The organism is Mycolicibacterium palauense, from assembly GCF_002592005.1.
GTDB classification, from domain to species: Bacteria; Actinomycetota; Actinomycetes; order Mycobacteriales; family Mycobacteriaceae; genus Mycobacterium; species Mycobacterium palauense.
Genome location: NZ_NVQF01000099.1, coordinates 1 through 18,360, shown reverse-complemented (window position 1 = coordinate 18,360; position 18,360 = coordinate 1). Strand labels below are relative to the sequence as shown.

22 protein-coding genes, 3 tRNA genes and 1 pseudogene are annotated in these 18,360 nt (G+C 68.0%); 6 read left to right on the top strand and 20 right to left on the bottom strand.

Features of this window, described 5'->3' with window-relative positions:
* Window positions 1-244 precede the first annotated feature (244 nt).
* The 14 genes from CSR00_RS25970 to CSR00_RS25905 form a co-directional block, all read right to left on the bottom strand.
* Window positions 245-922, bottom strand: coding sequence for a class I SAM-dependent methyltransferase (locus tag CSR00_RS25970; RefSeq protein ID WP_176562272.1), 678 nt, complete (start codon window positions 920-922; stop codon window positions 245-247).
* A 765-nt stretch (window positions 923-1,687) separates the two neighbouring features.
* On the bottom strand, window positions 1,688-2,395 hold the full coding sequence (gene rplA / locus CSR00_RS25965; protein WP_099025283.1) for a 50S ribosomal protein L1: 708 nt from the start codon (window positions 2,393-2,395) through the stop codon (window positions 1,688-1,690).
* Window positions 2,396-2,490: 95 nt separating this feature from the next.
* Window positions 2,491-2,919, bottom strand: a complete 429-nt coding sequence (gene rplK / locus CSR00_RS25960; RefSeq protein WP_099025282.1) for a 50S ribosomal protein L11 — start codon at window positions 2,917-2,919, stop codon at window positions 2,491-2,493.
* A gap of 81 nt (window positions 2,920-3,000) precedes the next feature.
* Window positions 3,001-3,846 carry a transcription termination/antitermination protein NusG gene (nusG, locus tag CSR00_RS25955; protein ID WP_099025281.1) on the bottom strand — a complete coding sequence of 282 codons (846 nt, stop codon included), beginning with the start codon at window positions 3,844-3,846 and terminating at the stop codon, window positions 3,001-3,003.
* A 39-nt stretch (window positions 3,847-3,885) separates the two neighbouring features.
* On the bottom strand, window positions 3,886-4,332 hold the full coding sequence (gene secE / locus CSR00_RS25950) for a preprotein translocase subunit SecE (RefSeq protein WP_176562271.1): 447 nt from the start codon (window positions 4,330-4,332) through the stop codon (window positions 3,886-3,888).
* 93 nt (window positions 4,333-4,425) lie between these two features.
* A tRNA-Trp gene (locus tag CSR00_RS25945) sits at window positions 4,426-4,498 on the bottom strand.
* Window positions 4,499-4,643: 145 nt separating this feature from the next.
* Window positions 4,644-5,177: a (3R)-hydroxyacyl-ACP dehydratase subunit HadC gene (hadC, locus tag CSR00_RS25940; protein WP_099025279.1), complete on the bottom strand. Its 534-nt coding sequence runs from the start codon at window positions 5,175-5,177 to the stop codon at window positions 4,644-4,646.
* Between the two features lie 12 nt (window positions 5,178-5,189).
* A complete protein-coding gene (gene hadB, locus CSR00_RS25935) occupies window positions 5,190-5,618 on the bottom strand; it encodes a (3R)-hydroxyacyl-ACP dehydratase subunit HadB (RefSeq protein ID WP_099025278.1) in 429 nt (142 codons plus the stop codon).
* Window positions 5,605-6,084 carry a (3R)-hydroxyacyl-ACP dehydratase subunit HadA gene (hadA, locus tag CSR00_RS25930; protein WP_099025277.1) on the bottom strand — a complete coding sequence of 160 codons (480 nt, stop codon included), beginning with the start codon at window positions 6,082-6,084 and terminating at the stop codon, window positions 5,605-5,607. Before hadA ends, hadB begins: the two co-directional genes overlap by 14 nt.
* A 77-nt stretch (window positions 6,085-6,161) precedes the next feature.
* Window positions 6,162-6,329: a 50S ribosomal protein L33 gene (gene rpmG, locus CSR00_RS25925; protein ID WP_099025276.1), complete on the bottom strand. Its 168-nt coding sequence runs from the start codon at window positions 6,327-6,329 to the stop codon at window positions 6,162-6,164.
* Window positions 6,330-6,377: 48 nt separating this feature from the next.
* Window positions 6,378-6,451: transfer RNA gene (locus CSR00_RS25920), tRNA-Met, on the bottom strand.
* A 49-nt stretch (window positions 6,452-6,500) separates the two neighbouring features.
* Window positions 6,501-6,573, bottom strand: a tRNA-Thr gene (locus tag CSR00_RS25915).
* Window positions 6,574-6,698: 125 nt separating this feature from the next.
* Window positions 6,699-7,940, bottom strand: a complete 1,242-nt coding sequence (locus tag CSR00_RS25910; RefSeq protein WP_099025275.1) for a globin domain-containing protein — start codon at window positions 7,938-7,940, stop codon at window positions 6,699-6,701.
* Window positions 7,937-8,410: an Rrf2 family transcriptional regulator gene (locus tag CSR00_RS25905; RefSeq protein ID WP_099025274.1), complete on the bottom strand. Its 474-nt coding sequence runs from the start codon at window positions 8,408-8,410 to the stop codon at window positions 7,937-7,939. The genes CSR00_RS25910 and CSR00_RS25905 overlap by 4 nt, the downstream gene beginning before the upstream one ends.
* Before the next feature lie 135 nt (window positions 8,411-8,545).
* Between CSR00_RS25905 and CSR00_RS25900 the strand changes: the two genes are divergently transcribed.
* The 4 genes from CSR00_RS25900 to CSR00_RS25885 all read left to right on the top strand — a co-directional run bounded on the left by CSR00_RS25900 (window position 8,546) and on the right by CSR00_RS25885 (window position 11,615).
* Window positions 8,546-9,289 (top strand): MBL fold metallo-hydrolase, encoded by a 744-nt coding sequence (locus CSR00_RS25900; RefSeq protein WP_099025273.1) that lies wholly within the window; start codon window positions 8,546-8,548, stop codon window positions 9,287-9,289.
* 83 nt (window positions 9,290-9,372) lie between these two features.
* On the top strand, window positions 9,373-10,104 hold the full coding sequence (locus CSR00_RS31400) for a DUF4352 domain-containing protein (RefSeq protein WP_099025272.1): 732 nt from the start codon (window positions 9,373-9,375) through the stop codon (window positions 10,102-10,104).
* 143 nt (window positions 10,105-10,247) lie between these two features.
* Entirely contained in the window at window positions 10,248-10,949 is a 702-nt protein-coding gene (locus tag CSR00_RS25890; protein ID WP_099025271.1) for a crotonase/enoyl-CoA hydratase family protein, read from the top strand.
* Window positions 10,950-10,955: 6 nt separating this feature from the next.
* Window positions 10,956-11,615, top strand: coding sequence for a TetR/AcrR family transcriptional regulator (locus tag CSR00_RS25885; RefSeq protein WP_099025270.1), 660 nt, complete (start codon window positions 10,956-10,958; stop codon window positions 11,613-11,615).
* A 17-nt stretch (window positions 11,616-11,632) separates the two neighbouring features.
* Here the strand turns inward: CSR00_RS25885 and CSR00_RS25880 are convergent, their stop codons facing one another.
* Window positions 11,633-12,094, bottom strand: coding sequence for a carboxymuconolactone decarboxylase family protein (locus CSR00_RS25880; RefSeq protein ID WP_099025269.1), 462 nt, complete (start codon window positions 12,092-12,094; stop codon window positions 11,633-11,635).
* Window positions 12,095-12,147: 53 nt separating this feature from the next.
* Here CSR00_RS25880 and CSR00_RS25875 point away from each other — a divergent pair, with 53 nt between their 5' ends.
* A complete protein-coding gene (locus CSR00_RS25875) occupies window positions 12,148-13,134 on the top strand; it encodes a pirin family protein (protein WP_099025268.1) in 987 nt (328 codons plus the stop codon).
* Here CSR00_RS25875 and CSR00_RS25870 read toward each other — a convergent pair.
* The 5 genes from CSR00_RS25870 to CSR00_RS25850 all read right to left on the bottom strand — a co-directional run bounded on the left by CSR00_RS25870 (window position 13,115) and on the right by CSR00_RS25850 (window position 17,354).
* Entirely contained in the window at window positions 13,115-13,336 is a 222-nt protein-coding gene (locus CSR00_RS25870; RefSeq protein WP_099025267.1) for a hypothetical protein, read from the bottom strand. The two genes, CSR00_RS25875 and CSR00_RS25870, sit on opposite strands and share 20 nt — an antisense overlap.
* 150 nt (window positions 13,337-13,486) lie before the next feature.
* Window positions 13,487-13,804, bottom strand: a complete 318-nt coding sequence (usfY, locus tag CSR00_RS25865; RefSeq protein ID WP_099025266.1) for a protein UsfY — start codon at window positions 13,802-13,804, stop codon at window positions 13,487-13,489.
* Window positions 13,805-13,898: 94 nt separating this feature from the next.
* The gene (locus CSR00_RS25860) at window positions 13,899-15,164 is read right to left on the bottom strand and encodes a L,D-transpeptidase (protein ID WP_245906540.1); all 1,266 of its coding nucleotides are present in this window, start codon (window positions 15,162-15,164) and stop codon (window positions 13,899-13,901) included.
* A gap of 161 nt (window positions 15,165-15,325) precedes the next feature.
* The gene (locus CSR00_RS25855) at window positions 15,326-16,876 is read right to left on the bottom strand and encodes an alkaline phosphatase D family protein (protein WP_099025265.1); all 1,551 of its coding nucleotides are present in this window, start codon (window positions 16,874-16,876) and stop codon (window positions 15,326-15,328) included.
* A gap of 100 nt (window positions 16,877-16,976) precedes the next feature.
* Window positions 16,977-17,354, bottom strand: a complete 378-nt coding sequence (locus CSR00_RS25850) for a type II toxin-antitoxin system HicB family antitoxin (RefSeq protein WP_099025264.1) — start codon at window positions 17,352-17,354, stop codon at window positions 16,977-16,979.
* A 538-nt stretch (window positions 17,355-17,892) separates the two neighbouring features.
* On the opposite strand from CSR00_RS25850, the pseudogene CSR00_RS25845 reads away from it, so the two are divergent.
* Window positions 17,893-18,360, top strand: a pseudogene (locus tag CSR00_RS25845) (hypothetical protein); the annotation flags it as partial.

Here is an 18,360-nt window from a genome sequence, read left to right as displayed (position 1 = left end):
CACGCAGATCGGCCACCATCTGCACCGCCCGCGCCTTCAGCTCTTCTGGATACCGCCTCGATGACTTCGATCCCACGTGCCCATCCTTCCCAACGGAAGAACTCTCCCGACACGCCGGGGCTGATCAGTGTCGCTGGTCGCGCCGTCTGCGCCACAACCCAATCGCCAGTCAGCCAGCACTTGGATTCTGTTCGAACTAGTCATATCGCCACCGCCCGGACGAAGCCTGCTGCGGTCAAACGATCTATTCTGCGCGCTGCATTGCGACCCATAGTGAGCCGCCATAAGGCACTACCGACGCTACATAGGCGGACGGGAACTTCGATGCGGCGGCGGTGCCCATTAGCGCATACCGGACACGAGGTGAGGGAGACCAGCGATCAGCTGCTGCAGCGAACGACACCGGCCGCGTTCGCGCTCGGAACGTCCGTGAGATCGCGAGCTCTTTCGCTGCCCTAAACCGCGAAATCGGTTCTTCTTTGTAGTCCACGATCTGCCATCCATTGCGCCGAGCTACCGCGTTGAACGCCGTTAACCGCCAGGTAGACACATGGTTCGGCGGCATATCGATTTCGCCACCGGCCTCTTCCATCCGCTCGATATGGGTTCCGTTCGGAACTGAGACGGCCACCACGCCATCGGGTGCAGTTAGACGGTCGAATGCTTTGAACGCGTTTCCGAGGTTATCTAGGTGCTCAAATACCTGATGCCCACAAACTACCGAATGGTCCGCCGAGGGCAATTCTCGGAAATCGGTGCCAGTTACCTTCACCCCGAGTTCTTGCAGCTTCTCGCGTGCAACACTATTGAATTCAGCTGCATGGAGTCGAGTCGGAGACACTCCTTTGCTGATCACAGACTGTTGAAATGCACCGTCGCCAGCGCCGAGTTCAAGAACGGTACCCGTGGTCGCAGTGATCAACTCACAGGTGAGTCTATACTCCCACCGTGATGCCGGGTAGGGGTGGAAAGATCCCCGGCCAAAGGCTAGCCTGTAAAATTCGGCATTGCCCGCAACGAACGGATCGGCGCTACGAAGACCGCAATCGTCGCATCGTAAAAGTCTAACCACGTCCGAACCCCACAGCTCGGAGATGCATCGCACAAGGTCTTCGTACCGTTCTCGGTCAACCCAAGGGCGAGCAAAATACAGAGCCGCCTGCTCAACGCGGACACAATGCGTGCGGTGCGCGTCCCCCCCACCGCAAGCCGGGCATCGCCACATGACTTTCATCCTCCCGACAGACTTCCGCGGTCCTGCAGTCCTCAACGCAAAAATGGGCCGCGCTTAGCACCATACTGCCGAACGATCCACGGCTCGACCAGTCGAGCGTGATCGACGATGAGTTAACTAAACACTAGAATAGAACATCCCCGATCTTTCAAGCACCGTTATACGAACGGTATCGATCGGCGCCGCTTCGCGGATACCGATCCTGGCTCAGAAGAACAGTACTTCCGATTCCTCTGGGCACTTTAAAGGAAGCAGTCGTGCATACTTCAAGGCCGATATCGACACAATGCGCTGAGCGCACACAACCAAGCAGCACCACGGCCAAACCCGCCCGTAAAGAAGACTCCGGGCCATGATTAAATCTGGTGCCGCCGACACAGGACTGAGATGATGCAAATCTGATGTCGGCGCGAACTGCATGGGAGTTGACACACGGACCGGCCGTCTATACGTCTACTCCTCCGCGAAGTTCCGCGTCACCGCCGGGTCCACCGGAATGCCGGGGCCGGTGGTGGTGGAGACGGTGATCTTCTTCAGATAGCGCCCCTTCGACGATGACGGCTTGGCCCGCAGGATCTCGTCGAGTGCGGCGCCGTAGTTCTCGGCCAGCTTCTTCTCGTCGAAGGAGGCCTTGCCGATCACGAAGTGCAGGTTGGCCTGCTTGTCGACGCGGAAGTTGATCTTGCCGCCCTTGATGTCCTGCACGGCCTTGGCGACGTCCGGGGTCACGGTGCCGGTCTTGGGGTTGGGCATCAGGCCACGCGGGCCCAGCACCCGGGCGATGCGGCCGACCTTGGCCATCTGATCCGGGGTGGCGATCGCGGCGTCGAAGTCGAGGAACCCGCCCTGGATCTTTTCGATCAGGTCGTCGCTGCCGACGATGTCCGCACCGGCCGCCTCGGCGGCCTCGGCCTTGTCACCCACGGCGAACACGGCCACGCGGGCGGTCTTACCGGTGCCGTTGGGCAGGTTGACGGTGCCGCGCACCATCTGGTCGGCCTTGCGCGGGTCCACGCCGAGCCGGATCGCGACCTCGACGGTGGCGTCCTGCTTCTTCGACGAGGTCTCCTTGGCCAGCTTGGCGGCCTCCAAGGGGCTGTACAGCTTGTCCTTGTCGATCTTCTCGGCGGCTTCGCGGTAAATCTTGCTCGTCTTGCTCATTGATTCATCCAATCGTTTTGTTGGAGTTGTGGTGCGGGCCGATGCCAGCCCTCCCACGTCGGCACCCCGGCGGGGCCCCGAAAGAAACCGACGTCCTACTCGACGGTGATGCCCATCGACCGGGCGGTGCCGGCGATGATCTTGGCGGCGGCGTCGATGTCGTTGGCGTTGAGATCTTCCTTCTTGGTCTCGGCGATCTCGCGCACCTGATCCCAGCTGACCTTGGCCACCTTGGTCTTGTGCGGCTCGCCGGAGCCCTTCTGCACGCCGGCGGCCTTGAGCAGCAGCTTGGCCGCGGGCGGGGTCTTGAGGTTGAACGTGAAGCTGCGGTCCTCGTAGACGGTGATCTCCACGGGGATGACGTTGCCGCGCTGGTTCTCGGTCGCGGCGTTGTACGCCTTGCAGAACTCCATGATGTTGACGCCGTGCTGGCCGAGCGCGGGACCAACCGGCGGGGCGGGGTTGGCCTGCCCGGCCTGGATCTGCAGCTTGATCAGCCCGACGACCTTCTTCTTCGGGGCCATGGGGGTGTTTTTCCTTTCTCGGGGTTCGTGTGATGCGGGCGCACCGGGACCCGGTGTCGGGGGCGGCGCGCGCCGGATCCGCTAGATCTTGGCGACCTGGTTGAAGGTCAGTTCGACGGGCGTCTCGCGGCCGAAGATGGACACCAGCACCTTGAGCTTCTGCTGTTCGGCGTTGACCTCGCTGATCGAGGCCGGCAGCGTGGCGAACGGGCCGTCCATGACGGTGACCGACTCGCCGACCTCGTAGTCGACCAGGATCTCCGGGCGCTCCAGCGTGGCCTCCGAGGAGGCAGCGGCCGCGGCGGCGGTGGTCTTGGCCGGCTTCTTGGCCGCGCCCTGCGGCAGCAGGAACTTGACCACGTCGTTCAGCGACAGTGCGGTGGGCCTCGAGGTGGCGCCGACGAAGCCGGTCACGCCCGGGGTGTTGCGCACCGCGCTCCAGGAGTCGTCGGTGAGGTCCATGCGCACCAGGATGTAGCCGGGCAGCACCTTGCGGTTGACCTGCTTGCGCTGACCGTTCTTGATCTCGGTGACCTCTTCGGTGGGCACCTCCACCTGGAAGATGTAGTCGCCGACGTCGAGGTTCTGCACGCGGGTCTCGAGGTTGGCCTTCACCTTGTTCTCGTAGCCGGCGTAGGAGTGGATGACGTACCAGTCACCCGGCTTGCCGCGCAGCTCCCTCTTGAGCGCGACGGCGGGATCCTCGTCCTCGGGTTCGGCAGGGGTCTCGGCGGGCGTCTCTGCAACAGCCTCGGCGGGCGCCTCGTCGGCGGCCTCCACCGTGACCTCGGAGCCCGCCTCGGCGCCAATCTCAGAGCCAGTCTCGGAACCGGTCTCAGCAGCCTCGGTCGCAGGCGCTTCAGCGGTCTCGTCGGCGACCACGTCGGCCGACTCGTCCGCGGGCGTGTCGCCCTCGAAGCTCGTCACGGTTGTCAGTCCTTCCTCACGTCACAATTCGGGTGCCGGCTAGCCGAATATCAGCAGCACCAGCTTGGCCAGCCCCAGGTCGGTCACGCCGATCAGCGCGACCATGAATGCCAGGAACACCAGCACCACCGAGGTGTAGGTCACCATCTGCTTGCGGTTCGGCCAGATGACCTTGCGCAGCTCGGCGACGACCTGCCTCAGGTAGTTGAAGACGAATGCGAACGGGTTGCGGGATGGCCCCTTGGCGCCGTCCTTCTTCGTCTTCGCCGTGGTGCCCGACCCGTTCTTGCCGCCGTCGCCGGCCTCCAAGACCTCGGTCGCCGGCTCGGTGTCCTCGACGCCACCGGCCAGGGCCCGCTGCCGGGTCCGCTTGCCGGTCGGGCGCATGGGCGTGGCGGTGCCTACCGCGCGCCCACCACTGTCGCGGGCATCGTCGTCGTCGGTGCCTGCACCTGCGGCGTCGGCACCGTCGCGCTCGTCGCTCACCGCATGCTCCTTCGTGCCTCGGGTCCTGCCTCGGTTTCCGCCGATATCGGGCTCACACTCTCCAGTGTCCACCATCGAACATATTCAGTTGAGCAGGGGCGACAGGACTTGAACCTGCAACCTGCGGTTTTGGAGACCGCTGCTCTGCCAGTTGAGCTACGCCCCTTCGAGGTTGGCAGGCCAACCTTGCGTTGAAGGTGAGGTCGCGCCCCCACATAACTCGCGCGCTCCCCGACGGTCGAACCACCGGAAGCGCGCTTGTTCTGGGAGAACCCCGAGGTCCGAGTGTACCCCGGGCGAACTGCGAACTACTAATCCGTTCCGGCGGCGGCAGGTTCCTCGGGGTCGGCGACGCGGGTGACCTGACCGGTCTCCCGGTCGAACTTGATCTTCGCCGACTGCTCGCCCTGCTGGCCCATCATCGTGGTGAACGCCTCCAGCACCACCTCGCCGTCCTGGTTGGTCAGGGTGTTGCGGGTGACGACGATGTCGGCGCCGAAGCGCTCGTTGACGGAATGGACCTCCATCACCGGGTAGAGCCTGTCGCCGACCTTGATCGGCTTGTGGTAAATGAACTGCTGGTCGACCTGCACGATCTGCATGGTCTCGAAGCCGGTGTCGACCTTGCGGAAGAAGTCCTGCTGCACCAACAGCGCCACGGTCGACACGAAGGTCAACGGCGCCATCAGTCCGTCGTAGCCCAGCTCGGCGGCGGCCTCCTCGTCGTAGTGCGACGGGTGGTCGTTCTTGACCGCCTTGGCGAACTCGCGGACCTTCTCCCGGCCCACCTCGAAGTAGTCGTCGTACTTGTGGACCATGTCCCGGATGTCGGTCTTGATAGCCATAGCCCGTGACCCCTATGCGAGTTTGGCGGTCGCGATTGCGCGCCCGAAGATCTTCTTGCCGCCCGTGGTGGCACTGATCGCGATGGTCACCGACTTCGACTCCGGATCCAGCGACTTGACCCGGCCCTTGAAGACGATCTCGGCGCCCTTGCCGTCGTTGGGTACCGGCACCACCGCGGTGAAACGGACGTTGTACTCGGTGACCGCACCCGGGTCACCGACCCAGGAGGTGACGTAACCGCCGCCCAGGCCCATGGTCAGCATGCCGTGGGCAATGGCGGTGTCCAGGCCGACCAGCTTGGCGATCTCGTCGTCCCAGTGGATCGGGTTGAGGTCGCCGGACACGCCGGCGTAGTTCACCAGGTCCTGCCGAGTCAGCGGAATGACCTTCTCCGGCAACTCGTCCCCGACCTTGACCGAATCGAACTCACGCAGAGCCATCGTTGAAGCCACTTTCTCCGTTTTCCTCGCTACGCCCCGCAAGCGTGGTGTAGGACTCCTGCACTACCTCGCCGTCCTGATTGCTGACGATGTTCTTGGTGACAATGATGTCGGTGCCGTGCGCCTGGCGCACCGAATGCACATAGACGTCGCAGTAGAGCTTGTCGCCGTCCTGGATCGGGGCCAGGAACTTCAGGGACTGATCCACCTGCACGATCTGGGCGTCGGTGATCCCGATGTTGGCGTGGTCGAAGAACGCCGACTGCGCCGCGTAGCCGAAGATGGAGATGAAGGTCAGTGGGGCCACCAGGCCGGTGTAGCCCAGCTCCTTGGCGGCGGATTCCTCGAAGAACACCGGATCGTCGTTCTTGACGGCCACCGCGTACTCGCGAATCTTCTCGCGCTCCACCTCGTAGTGGTCGGGATAGCGGTAGTGCATCCCGATGATGTCTCCGGACAACGCCACGCGTACGAACCTACCTAGTCGCCCTTAGTAAACCTGACGCGGCACCCGCCGACGCGGGGCCGACCATGCCTCGAGGGTCAGCGCGACTCGCGGTGGGGCTGATGCTTGCCGCAGTTGGGGCAGAACTTCTTCAGCTCGAGGCGGTCCGGGTCGTTGCGCCGGTTCTTCTTGGTGATGTAGTTGCGGTGCTTGCACACCTCGCAGGCCATGGTGATCTTCGGCCGTACATCGGTACTGGAGGCCACGTCGACTGCCCTCTTCTTTCAGGTTCGCTATTGCGCTTGTTCGTCTTGTAGCGGTGGGGGGGCTCGATCCCCCGACCTCACGATTATGAGTCGTGCGCTCTAACCAGCTGAGCTACACCGCCCCGATAGACACGGGCGGAACCCCACGCCCGGAGCTCCAGGTGTCCACCGAGCCCCCTAACGGAATCGAACCGTTGACCTTTTCCTTACCATGGAAACGCTCTGCCGACTGAGCTAAGGGGGCCTGCACCCACGCGGTCTAGCCGGGGGCCTTAAAGAGGGTACAGCCTGGCCCAGATCTGCACCAAACCGCTGGTGATCGCCGGCGCCCGGGACGGTTTCGGCACCCCGGGCCACCGCGTCCGCGCGCTACACCAGCCAGTCGTTGGGGCTGAACAGCTCGCAGTGCATCCGCCCGGCGGGTACCCCGCGTCCGCGAAGCTGGTCGCGCACCGCCTGCACGAAGCCGTTCCCGCCGCACAGGTACACCTCGGCATCCGTGGGCAGTTCGATCTGCTCCAGGTCCACCAGGCCCCCGTGCACACCGGGCTCGCCGGTGGCGCCTTCCTCGTACCAGAGGTCCAGGCTCGCACCGGGCAACCGCGACACCAGCTCCCGCTGGCGCTCACGCAGCGGATGCGTGACCTCGTCGCGGTCGGCATGCAGGACCCGCACCTCGCGCTCCGATCCGCCGGCCACCAGGTGCTCCAACAGCCCGACCATCGGCGTGATCCCGATTCCGGCGGAGATCAACACGAGGGGTCCCCCGGCCGTCGCGGGCACCGGGAGATCACCGAAGGGGACGGTCACGTCGACGAGGTCGCCCACCCGCAGGTGGGTGCCGATCCACCCGGAGACCTCCCCGGCGGGGCAGCCGCCGGCGGCGGCCACTGGTTTGACCACGAAGGTCAGCTCGCCGGATTCGGGCGGGCTCACCAGGCTGTACTGGCGCAGCTGACGCGCGCCGTCGGGCAGCGTCACGCCGACCGAGACGTACTGGCCGGCGGCGAAGGTCACCGGTCGCCCGTCTCCGGGCTGCACGGTGGGCTGCACGGTCAGCAGCACGGCTCCCGAGGGGTCGTCGACGCGGGCGATCACCCGCGCACGGCGGTAGACGTCACCGTCACCGACCCCGGCCTGCGCGTACAGGTCGTGCTCCAGCTCGATGAGTGTGTCGGCCATCAGCCAGTACACCCGGTCCCAGGCCGCAGCGACCTCGGCGGTCACGGTCTCCTCCCCCAGCACCGCCACGATCGCGGCGAAAAGGTGGGTGTGCACGATCGGGTACTGATCGGCGGTGACCCCGAGCGAGGCGTGCTTGTGTCCGATGCGGGAGAGCAGCTCGTCGGGGTGTGGCAGCGCCGGGTCGATCAGGTGGGTGGCGTAGGTGGCGATCGAGGCGGCCAGCGCGCGCTGCTGGGCGCCCTGGGCCTGGTTGCCCCGGTTGAACAGGTTGCGCAGCAGCTCCGGGTGCGCCTCGAACATCCGGCGGTAGAACTCGGCGGTGATGGCGTCGATGTGGGCCCCGACCAGCGGCAGCGTGGCGGCGATGATCTCGGCGTGGTGCGGCTCCAGTTCACGGGCCGACGGGCGGGCAGCGGTGACGGTCATCGGGGATTCCTTTCGGTGGTGACGGTGGCGACGTTGCCGGTGGTGATGGTGGCGATCAGGGGAAGCGCGGGGCCGGCCGCCAGGTCGGCGACGGTGTGCCGGTCGAGTTCGCGGTAGAACGCCTCCTTGGCCTCAGCCAGGGCGCGGCGCAGCCGGCAGCCGGGGATCAACGGGCACGGACTGTCACCCGCGCAGTCGACGACTTCGCGGTCACCTTCGAGACTGCGGACCAGCCGGCCGACGGAGGCGGTGCGTCCGGCATCGGTGAGCTCCAGGCCGCCGGTGCGGCCGCGGCGCGCCCGCACCATGCCCAGTTCGGCCAGCCGGGACACGGCCTTGGCGACGTGATGCTCCGAGGCGCCCGCACCCGCGGCGATGGTCGCGGTGGTGACGCGCCGGCCGTCGGACTCCCCGGCGGCCAGCAGCATCATCGACCGCAGACCCAGGTCGGTGAACCGCGTCAGTTGCATGCAGCCGACGGTACAAATTCCGCATCACGGATGCGACTTTTGCCGGTGTGCGGTTAAACACCGCACGACGTGCGGTTTTTTGACCTGCGGCGGGCCGTGCTGCGGCCGCACCTAGGCAGCTCATATGGTGGATTCATGGCCAGCCCGCTAAGCCCGCAGCGCCCGCCGAGTGACGACAGGCTGTACTTCCGTCAGCTCCTGGCCGGGCGCGACTTCGCCGCCGGCGACATGATCGCCTCGCAGATGCGCAACTTCGCCTACCTGATCGGTGACCGGCAGACCGGCGAGGCCGTGGTGGTCGACCCGGCCTACGCCGCCGGCGATCTGGTCGACGCGCTGGAGGCCGACGGCATGCGGCTGTCCGGGGTGCTGGTCACCCACCACCACCCCGACCACGTCGGCGGCACGATGATGGGGTTCACCCTCGCCGGGCTGGCCGAACTGATGGAGCGGGTCAGCGTGCCCGTCCACGTGAACATTCACGAGGCGAAATGGGTCGCCAACGTCACCGGGATCGCGCTGTCGGAGCTGACCCCGCACCGCCACGGCGATCGGGTGGCCGTCGGCGAGGTCGACATCGAGCTGCTGCACACCCCCGGTCACACCCCGGGCAGTCAGTGCTTCCTGGTCGACGGGCGGCTGGTCGCCGGCGACACCCTGTTCCTGGAGGGCTGCGGCCGCACCGACTTCCCCGGCGGCAACGTCGACGACATGTTCCGCAGCCTGCAGCAGCTGGCCACGCTCAACGGCGATCCGACGGTGTTTCCCGGGCACTGGTACTCCAACGAGCCCAGCGCGCCGCTGGAGGACGTCAAGCGCACCAACTACGTCTACCGCGCCTCCGACCTGGATCAGTGGCGCATGCTGATGGGCGGCTGATCCGCTGCGCAGCCCGCTGAGCCGGGCTATCGTGCGGACTTGGCCGCCGCACGGGCTCAGCGGCCCACCGAGAGGGCGCTGCGATGACGACTCCGACCCCGCCGGGCTGGTATCCGGATCCGGGCGCCTCGGGCGCACACCACTACTGGGACGGGACCGGCTGGACCGGCCAGCCCACACCACCCGCGTCGGGGCCACCCGGCACGGATCCGCGTCGGCAACTGCTCCTGCGTTACGGCATCGGCGTGGCCGCCGGGCTGGCGCTGCTGGTGGCCACCGTGCTCTGGGCGGCGACCAACGGACCCGCCGAGGGCACCATCACGGTGAGCCCACCCACGGTGCGCACCCCAGACGCCGCCGGCGATCCTGCTGGTGATCCTGGGACGGTCCCCACCACGACCGAGGACGTCGGCGCCTCCCGTGACGAGGGCAGCGACGAGGACCGGACGGTCAGCGGCGACCTGGCATTCACACTCATCGAGTTCACCACCGCCGACGCCGTCACCAGCGGCGAGAACGAGTACCTGACCAAGGACGCCGTCGGTGAGTTCGTCGTCGTCGGGCTGGCGGTGACCAACATCGGCGAGAACACCGCACACCTGATGGCCCAGCTGCAGAAGCTCAGGGCCGACGGAACGGTGTACGACTACGACCCCGCGGCCTCGTACTTCATGGGCGACATCTACGCCGAGATCGAGCCGGGCGGCGACGCCGAGATCTACCTGGCCTACGACGTGCCGCCGGGCACCGAGCCCGACGCGATCGAAGTGCACGGCAGCCCCCTGGCGCCCGAGGCCGTCCTGCCCCTGCGTTGACACGGCGCTCTGCCCACGGTGACATCACATGCGCTATCACCCCGCACGTAGCTCCCCCGAGACCGCCGCGCGCCACCCCTTCCATTTTGGAACATCGTTACGTAACGTCGATACAAAACACTGCTGCGACGAAGGAGCTCCCCATGACCGGCCCCGTGACCTACCGAAGCGATGAATCCATCGCCGTGATCGCCATGGACGACGGCAAGGTCAATGTGCTGGGCATGGACATGCAGCAGGCCCTCAACGACGCGCTGGACACCGCCGAGAACGACCCCGCCGGGGCCGTGGTGATCGCCGGCAACCAGAAGGTGTTCAGCGGCGGGTTCGACCTCAAGGTGTTCCAGTCCGGCGATCTGGCCGCCTCCGTCGCGATGCTGCGCGGCGGCTTCGAGCTGTCCTACCGACTGCTGTCCTTCCCCAAGCCGGTGGTGATGGCCTGTACCGGCCACGCCATCGCGATGGGCTCGTTCCTGCTGTGCAGCGGCGATCACCGCGTCGCCGCACCGGGCTACAACATCCAGGCCAATGAGGTGGCCATCGGCATGGTGCCGCCCTATGCCGCGTTGGAGGTGCTGAAGCTGCGGCTGACCCGCTCGGCCTACCAGCAGGCCACCGGGCTGGCCAAGGTGTTCTTCGGCGAGGCCGCGCAGGCTGCCGGCTGGATCGACGAGATCGCGATGCCCGACAAGGTACTAGCCCGCGCCGAGGAGTCCGCGCGGGAGTTCACCAACCTGCACCGCGGCGCCCACCTTGCCACCAAGCTGCGCGCCCGGGCGGAGGCGCTCGAGGGCATCCGAGCCGGCATCGACAACATCGAAGCCGAGTTCGGCGCCAGCGGCTAGCTCGCGATGCCCAGGATCAAACAACGCACGCCCCAGCTGCGGGCGCGGGTCCTGGCCGCGGCCGTCGACGTGCTCTCCGACAGCGGGGTCTCCGGGTTCACCACCCGGCGGGTCGCCGAGCAGGCGCACACGTCGGTGCCCGCGGTCTACGAGCTGTTCACCGACAAGGCCGGCCTGATCCGCGCGGTGTACTTCGAGGGTTTCCGCCGGCTGGGCCGGGCCCTGGCCGCGGTGCCCGAAACCGCCGAGCCGATCGCCGACCTGCAGCGCCTCGTTGCCGTGTTCCGGCGGTTTTGCCTGAACTACCCAGCCCTGGCCCGGGTGATGTTCTCCCGACCCTTCCAGGACTTCGAGCCCGGGCCCGAGGAACTGGCCGCCGCACCCACCGTGCGGGAGATCTTCGTACGCAAGATCTCCCGCTGCGTCGATGCCGACGAACTGAGCGGCGACGCCACCGACATCGCCCACGTCCTGCTGGCCCTGGCGCAGGGCCTGGCGGTGCAGGAGGGCGGGCGCTGGCTGGGTCACAGCGCCGCCTCGGTGGACCGGCGCTGGGAGACCGGCGTCAGGGCGCTGCTGCGCGGATTCGCCGGTCCCCGCCTCGCCCCGGACACCCCCCTCGGCCTGCCCCGGGACGCAGCCGCGGGACCACCCGACCCGACCTGACCCTCACCCCTGTCGCGTCACCCCTCGGGCCGCACCGTGTGACCGCTCAGGATCGACACTCGGTTGAAGGCGTTGATCGCGACGGCCACCCAGATCGCCGCCGACAGTTCGTCGTCGGTGAGCGCCTCTCGGGCGCGCGCGTACTCCCGCTCGGCGGTGTCGTGATCGGGCAGGGTCGTGGTGATCTCGGCCAGCCGCAGCACGGCGCGTTGACGCTCGTCGAACAGTGCGGTGTCGCGCCACGCCGGAAGCGTCGCAAGCTGTCTGGCGCTGATGCCGGCGGCCTCGGCCTTGCGGTGGTGCACCTCCAGGCAGGAGGCACAGCGGTTCAGCTGTGAGACCCGGACGTTGATCAGTTCGACCAGTCCGCGGTCCAGGCCCGACTCCCGGGCCACGCCGGTGACCGTCGAGGCGACGCCGACCAGCGCCTTGTAGGCGGCCGGGGACTGCTTGTCGATGTGGAGATGCTCGGCGCCCATCGCAGGCCCTCCCGTCGGGGTAGTGTCGCTGTCGATCCTATCGAGGAGCATCCGTGAGCAATCTGGAGTCGGCGCCCGTCGAATTCGATTGTGCCGCCGGACCTTCGACGAGGGTCGAAGTCCTGACGGCGCGGGAGGTGCCGCTGGGCGGGCCGCGGGCGATGCGGGTGCGCCGCACGCTTCCGCAGCGCCGGCGATCCCTGATCGGGGCGTGGTGCTTCGCCGACCACTACGGGCCCCAGGACGTGGGCCCGGGCCCGGGTATGGATGTCCCGCCCCATCCGCATACCGGCCTGCAGACGGTGAGCTGGTTGTTCGACGGCGAGATCGAGCACCGGGACTCCGGGGGTGTGCACGCGCTGGTGCGTCCCGGTGAGCTGAATCTGATGACCGCCGGGCGCGGCATCTGCCACTCGGAGGTCTCGACGCCGGCGACGACGGTGCTGCACGGTGTGCAACTGTGGGTGGCGCTGCCGGACTCGGCGCGCGACACCGATCGGTCCTTCGAACACTTTGCGCCGGAGGGGGTTACCGTCTCCGGCGCGGACGTCACGGTGTTTCTCGGTGAGCTCGCCGGACAGCGCTCACCGGTCACCACCTTCACGCCCCTGCTCGGCGCCCAGGTGGATCTGCACCCGCACGCCGGCGCGGTGCTGGAGGTCGATCCGGCCTTCGAGCACGGCGTGCTGTCCGACCGCGGGGACCTGGAGGTGGCGGGATGCCGGCTGCAGCCCGGCGAGCTGGCCTACCAGGGTTCCGGCGAGTCGACGCTGGCGCTGCGCAACAGCGGGGCGGGTCCCGGCCGTGCGCTGCTTCTGGGCGGGGCACCGTTCACCGAGGAACTGTTGATGTGGTGGAACTTCGTCGGCCGCACCCAGGAGGAGGTCGCCGAGTACCGCCGGCTCTGGCAGGAGGAATCCGACCGGTTCGGGCGGGTCGACGGCTACCGCGGCGACCTGCAGCGGCTTCCCGCGCCCGCACTGCCCACGACGCGGCTGCGGCCGCGCCGACCCCGTGGGACTAGCAGCCCACCCGGGTGAAGAACGCGGCGGCGATCAGCCCGATCGCGATCGCGATCGCGGGCTGTCCGCTGGTGATGGCCATGCCGACGCCGACGATCGATGCGACGGCGATGATGACGAGCAGCATTCCGAGCAACAGCCGTGTGCCGTTGATCGAGCCGCCTGCGGCCGGGGGGAGGCCGCGCTCCGGCCGCCTCGGCCCGTCGTGCGCTCCGACCATGGACGATCCTCCCGTCGTGTGGCACTGAACGTCATGTGGTGCTCAACATCGTGTGGTGCTCAACACAGTATATGGCACAGTGTGGTCTGCGCCATATTGCCGAGATCGGCTAAATGCGAGGTCCGCTAAGCGTTTTGCGCGCGGGACGGCTCATCCGGCGCGCAGATGCCGCCCCTCGCGGCGCTCCGAATGCTCGGACATCCAGCGTTGCTCCACCCGCTTGACCCGCTGATGCTCCAGGGCCACCAGCAAGCCACCCGCGGTGACCAGAGCGCCGGCGATCAGCGCCAGGATCAGCGAGGCCGCGCTGTTGCCGTAGGCCGACGCGGCCACCGTCGCGGCGATCAGGACGGTGCCGATGGCGATCAGGATGAGACCGGGCAACCAGAGCGTGTCGATAAACGATTCCCCGGCGTGGGGTTGGGTGGTCCGTACGTGATCGATCGGATCACGATGTGCGCCTTTCATCGCCCCTCCCTTCGGTGCAAGAGACACCCCCAGGCTACGCCTGTTGTGATGCACATCACAGAAGAGCGGGGCGGGTCGCACGCTCACGGCCGGTTCAGGGCAGGGCGCTGCCCTTCTGCCATTCCGGCCACGACAGGGTCCAGTCGCCGTTCTGCCAGACCTGCAGCGGCTTGCCGCCGGTGTGGCGGACCTCCACCACGTCGCCGGGCACGGAGAAGTCGTAGAACCACTTGGCGTTCTCGCCGTTGAGGTTCAGGCAGCCATGACTGGTGTTGGTGTTGCCCTGGGCCCACACCGTGCTGTTGAGCTGATGCAGGTAGATGCCGTCGGTGCTGATGCGCGTGGCGTACGGGATGGTCTCGCGGTAGCCGAGGCGGCTGTTGATCGGCAAGCCGAACGTCGAGGAGTCCATGATCACCGGGTTGGCCTTGTCCATCACCGTGTACACCCCGGGCTGGGTCCAGAAGCTCAGCGTGGTGTTGCCGATGGTCTCGGTGCCCCCCATGCCCATCGAGGTCGGCATGGTGCGCACCAGCTTGCCGTTGTCATAGACGCTGACTTCCTTGGTGTTGTCGTCGGCGATCGAGACGTGTGCGTCACCGATGGTGAACTCGACCCGCTCGTCCTGCTGGCCGTAGAGCCCGTCGCCCAGCGTGGCTCCGTAGATGTTGGCCGCCACCGACACCTGCGTGCCCGGGGCCCAGTACTTCTCCGGGCGCCAGTGTGCGTTCTGGTCGTCCACCCAGTACCACGAGCCCTGCACGATCGGCTTGGTGACGACCTTGAGCCGGCGTTCGGCATTGGCCTTGTCGGGGATCGGCTCGTCGAAGTGGGCCACGATCACCATGCCCACGCCGTAGGTACCGCCGTCCTTGATCGGCGCGCCCGAAGTGGTGTCGAGGTAGACCTCGGTCTGGTTACTCGGCGTGACGGTGGTGAACGTCGAGGCCTCCCGGGTGGGCATCCCGCCGGGGCCGCGGGCGGCCACCGTCAGGGTGTAGGTGCGCCCGTATCCCAGTGGCTCTGTGGGCTTCCACGCCTTGTTGTCCGGTGTCATGACGCCGTCGACGTCCCCGCCGTCCTCGTTGACCATCGACACCGAGGTCAGCGTCCCGGTCTGGGCGCTGACCATCACCCGGGTCAGCGGGTCGACGTCGTCGGCCGACGGCGGCGGGCTGATCCGCAGTGCGGCCGGCTCCGTGGGCGAGGGCGGCGGGACGGCCAAATCGCGCGCGGCCGCGACGTTTCGGCAGTTCGCCTCGCAGTCACCGGTGGTGGACAGCACCACCCCGCCGAGCACGGCGAGGACCGCGAAAACGGCGCCCAGGCAGGCACCACGGACACGGCGAGCAGACGTCAACGAAACTCCAGTGTTGTGTTCGGCGGAGGCCGGAATGTCGATCGGATCCGATCGGTGCAATTCATCCTAGCGCCGCGGGCCGGCCCGCGATGCGCGCCCGAACCGGTGACGGATTGCGGATTGGTGTCGGTTGTGCGGAGATCCGGCGGTCACCGGCCGATTCACAGCCGGCGCAGTTGCCCGGCGCGGTCCGCCACGACGAACGACGCGCCGGTGCCCACCGGCGCGTCGGGCCGCGACACGTAGGGCAGCACCCTGAAATCGGCGCGCAGTTCGTCGGCGCCGAGCCGGGCGCGCAGATAGCCGCGCCGGTTGCTGAAGTAGCGGATATGGGTGTTGTCGGCCAGCAGACCCGCCAGCCCGGGTCGGGAATCGCTTCCATCGCCGCCGGAGGTGATCGACGAGGTGACCAGCTCGGTGGCCACCACCGGAGAGGCCGGGTCGGCGCTGTCGCGGCGCACCTGCGCGGCCCAGTGGGAGTGGACGTCGCCGGTCAGCACAACGGCGTTGCGCACCGGCGAGCGCGCCAACCCGGCGACGACGCGGTCGCGGCATGCGGCGTAGCCGTCCCACGCGTCGGGGTTGACCGCACGCGCCGGGCCGGCGTCGAAGTCGAGCCGGGCGAAGAACACCTGCTGCCCGAGCAGATCCCAGCGGGCGCGGGAGTTCGCGAGGCCCGTCTGCAGCCACTTCTCCTGGTCCGCACCGAGAATGCTGCGGCCCGGGGTTGCGGCGCCCGGACAGACGCCGATCCGGTCGCCGCACAGCTGGGCGTCGCGGTACTGGCGGGTGTCGAGCATGTGGAAGGTGGCCAGCGCACCCCAGTGCACCCGGCGGTACAGCCGCATCGCCGCGCCGCGCGGTGCCGCCGAGCGCCGCAGCGGCATGTTCTCGTAGTAGGCCCGCAGCGCCGCGGAACGCCGGGCGCGCTGCCCCGGCTGTCGTGCCGCGGGCGACCCGCCGGCCCAGTTGTCGACGAGTTCGTGGTCGTCGAAGACCACCAGCCAGGGTGCGGCGGCGTGGGCGGCCTGCAGGTCGGGATCGGTGCGGTACTGCGCATAGCGTTGCCGGTAGTGGGCCAGCGTCCGGGTCTGCGGCCCGACGTGACGGCGCACGTTGCCGCCGGGGGCGATGTGGGTGTCCGCGGCGAACTCGTAGGAGTAGTCGCCCAGGTGCAGCACCAGATCGGGGTGCTCCTCGGCGAGGCGGCGGTAGGCGGTGAACCAGCCCTGCTCGTAGTTGGCGCAGGACGCGGCGCAGACGGTCAGCGGCGCAAGCGAATCCGGCGCCGGCGCGGTGCGGGTGCGCCCCGTCGCGGAGAGGTGACCGGCCGTGCGGAACCGGTAGAAGTAGTCCCGGCCGGGTCGTAGGCCGGCCAGCTCCACGTGCACCGCGTGCGCCGAGGCGGGGACGGCGGTGACGACGCCGCGGCGCTCGATGCGGGTGAGTCGCTCGTCGGTGCCGACCTCCCACTCGACGTCGACCTCGCGGGCGGGCATGCCGCCGCGGCCGTCGTCGGCCAGCGGGTGCGGCGCCAGCCGCGTCCAGAGGACGAACCCGTCGGGTGAGGGGTCGCCGGAGGCGACGCCGAGGGTGAACGGGTCCGGAGTGCCCGAGCCGCGGCAGCCGGCGGCGGCCAGGCTGGCCAGTACCGTCGCGCCGAGCAGGGTCCGGCGGGTGAACGTGGGCGACGTTGCCTGCGGAACCGACACGGCGCAGTGTCAGCGGGCGACCTTGCGCGGCGGTGTCCGGCGGCCGTACGGCGTCCCCCCGCGCCAATGCGGTTGGGCGAACAGCCCGTATACCCGGGGTTTACCAGTCCAGGTTGGGTGGGCGGTCGGCCAGCTTCTGCACCACCCATTGGTTCAGGGACACGCCCTGTTCCCTGGCCTCGATCACCAGTCGCGCGTGCAGGGCCTGCGATGTGCGGACGACGAAGCGGCCGCTGCAGTACAGGTCGTGCAGCGGGAGTGGCGCGTCCTCGCCGACCTCGGCCAGCTCGTCGAGCCGCTCGCGCACGCTGTCTTCGATCAGGCCGATGGCCTGCTGCGGGGTAGGGGCGAACTCGAACATCCGGGGGAATTCCAGGCACCGGCCGACGTAGGTACGGCGGTCCGACGACCACTCGGCGCGGTAGGTGTAGCACCGCTCCTCCCCCGTCTCCGACCACGCCCGTGCACTGTGCGACATGGGCGAACGCTAACCCGACGGCGGGGTCGGGCGAGTTCGGCCGGGCACCCACCTGTGGATGGTGACATCACATACGCCATCACTTTCCCAGCCGAGCCTCGGCGTCCTCTGGAGCCGTCCGGGTACCGACAACGCACCGCCGAAAGCGATATCACCGGCGATACCACCGCAAAGTTTCCGCCCGATCGGCCCAAGATGCCCACCGGTGCCCCTCGGGCACGGTAAGCATGCATTCATGGCTGCGGGGGGACACATCGGGCAGATCGGCGGGCTGGCGGTTGCACTGGGGCTGGGTGCGGCGGTTTTCCTGGGACACGGGGTCGCGTGGGCCGAGGAGGGAACCAACTCGAGTTCCGGCTCGGGAGGGGCGTCGACCTCCCAGGCGAGCAGTTCGTCGGCATCATCGGCGGATACGCACTCGTCGCGGACATCGACGAGCTCTGACGACCGCAGCAACACCACAGCGCGTTCGGAGGCGGGCTCGGGGTCCGACCCCGAATCAGGTTCGGGGTCCGGCTCCGAGTCAAGCAGGGACACGATGCGCGCGGCCGAGGAGGCAGCGGCGCAGGGCCAAGCGGATGAGAAGGCGGACGAGCAGGCCGCCGAGGAGTCGGAGGAGGCCGAGGAGTCGGAGGCACCCTCCTCAGGGGCGGACGTCACCGACGAGGACGCCACGGAGGATGGCGCCACGGAGGAAGGCGCGGAGGAAGGCACCAAGGACGTCGACGGCGAGGCCACCGAGGACGGCGGGGACGCCGACAGCCAGGCCACCGAGGATCAGACCACCGAAGACCAGACCACCGAAGACCAGACCACCGAAGTCCAGGCCGCCGAGAACCCGGCCGCCGAGGCGACCGACGAGCCCGGCAACACCTCCGCGGAGACCCGGCGGCACACCGCGCGAGCCGAACCGGACCAACAGTCCGAGACTCCGCCCTCCCCCGAGACGCCGCCCTCCCCCGAGACGCCGGACGTCGCCGCACCCGAGGTGACCGACGTGGTGGAC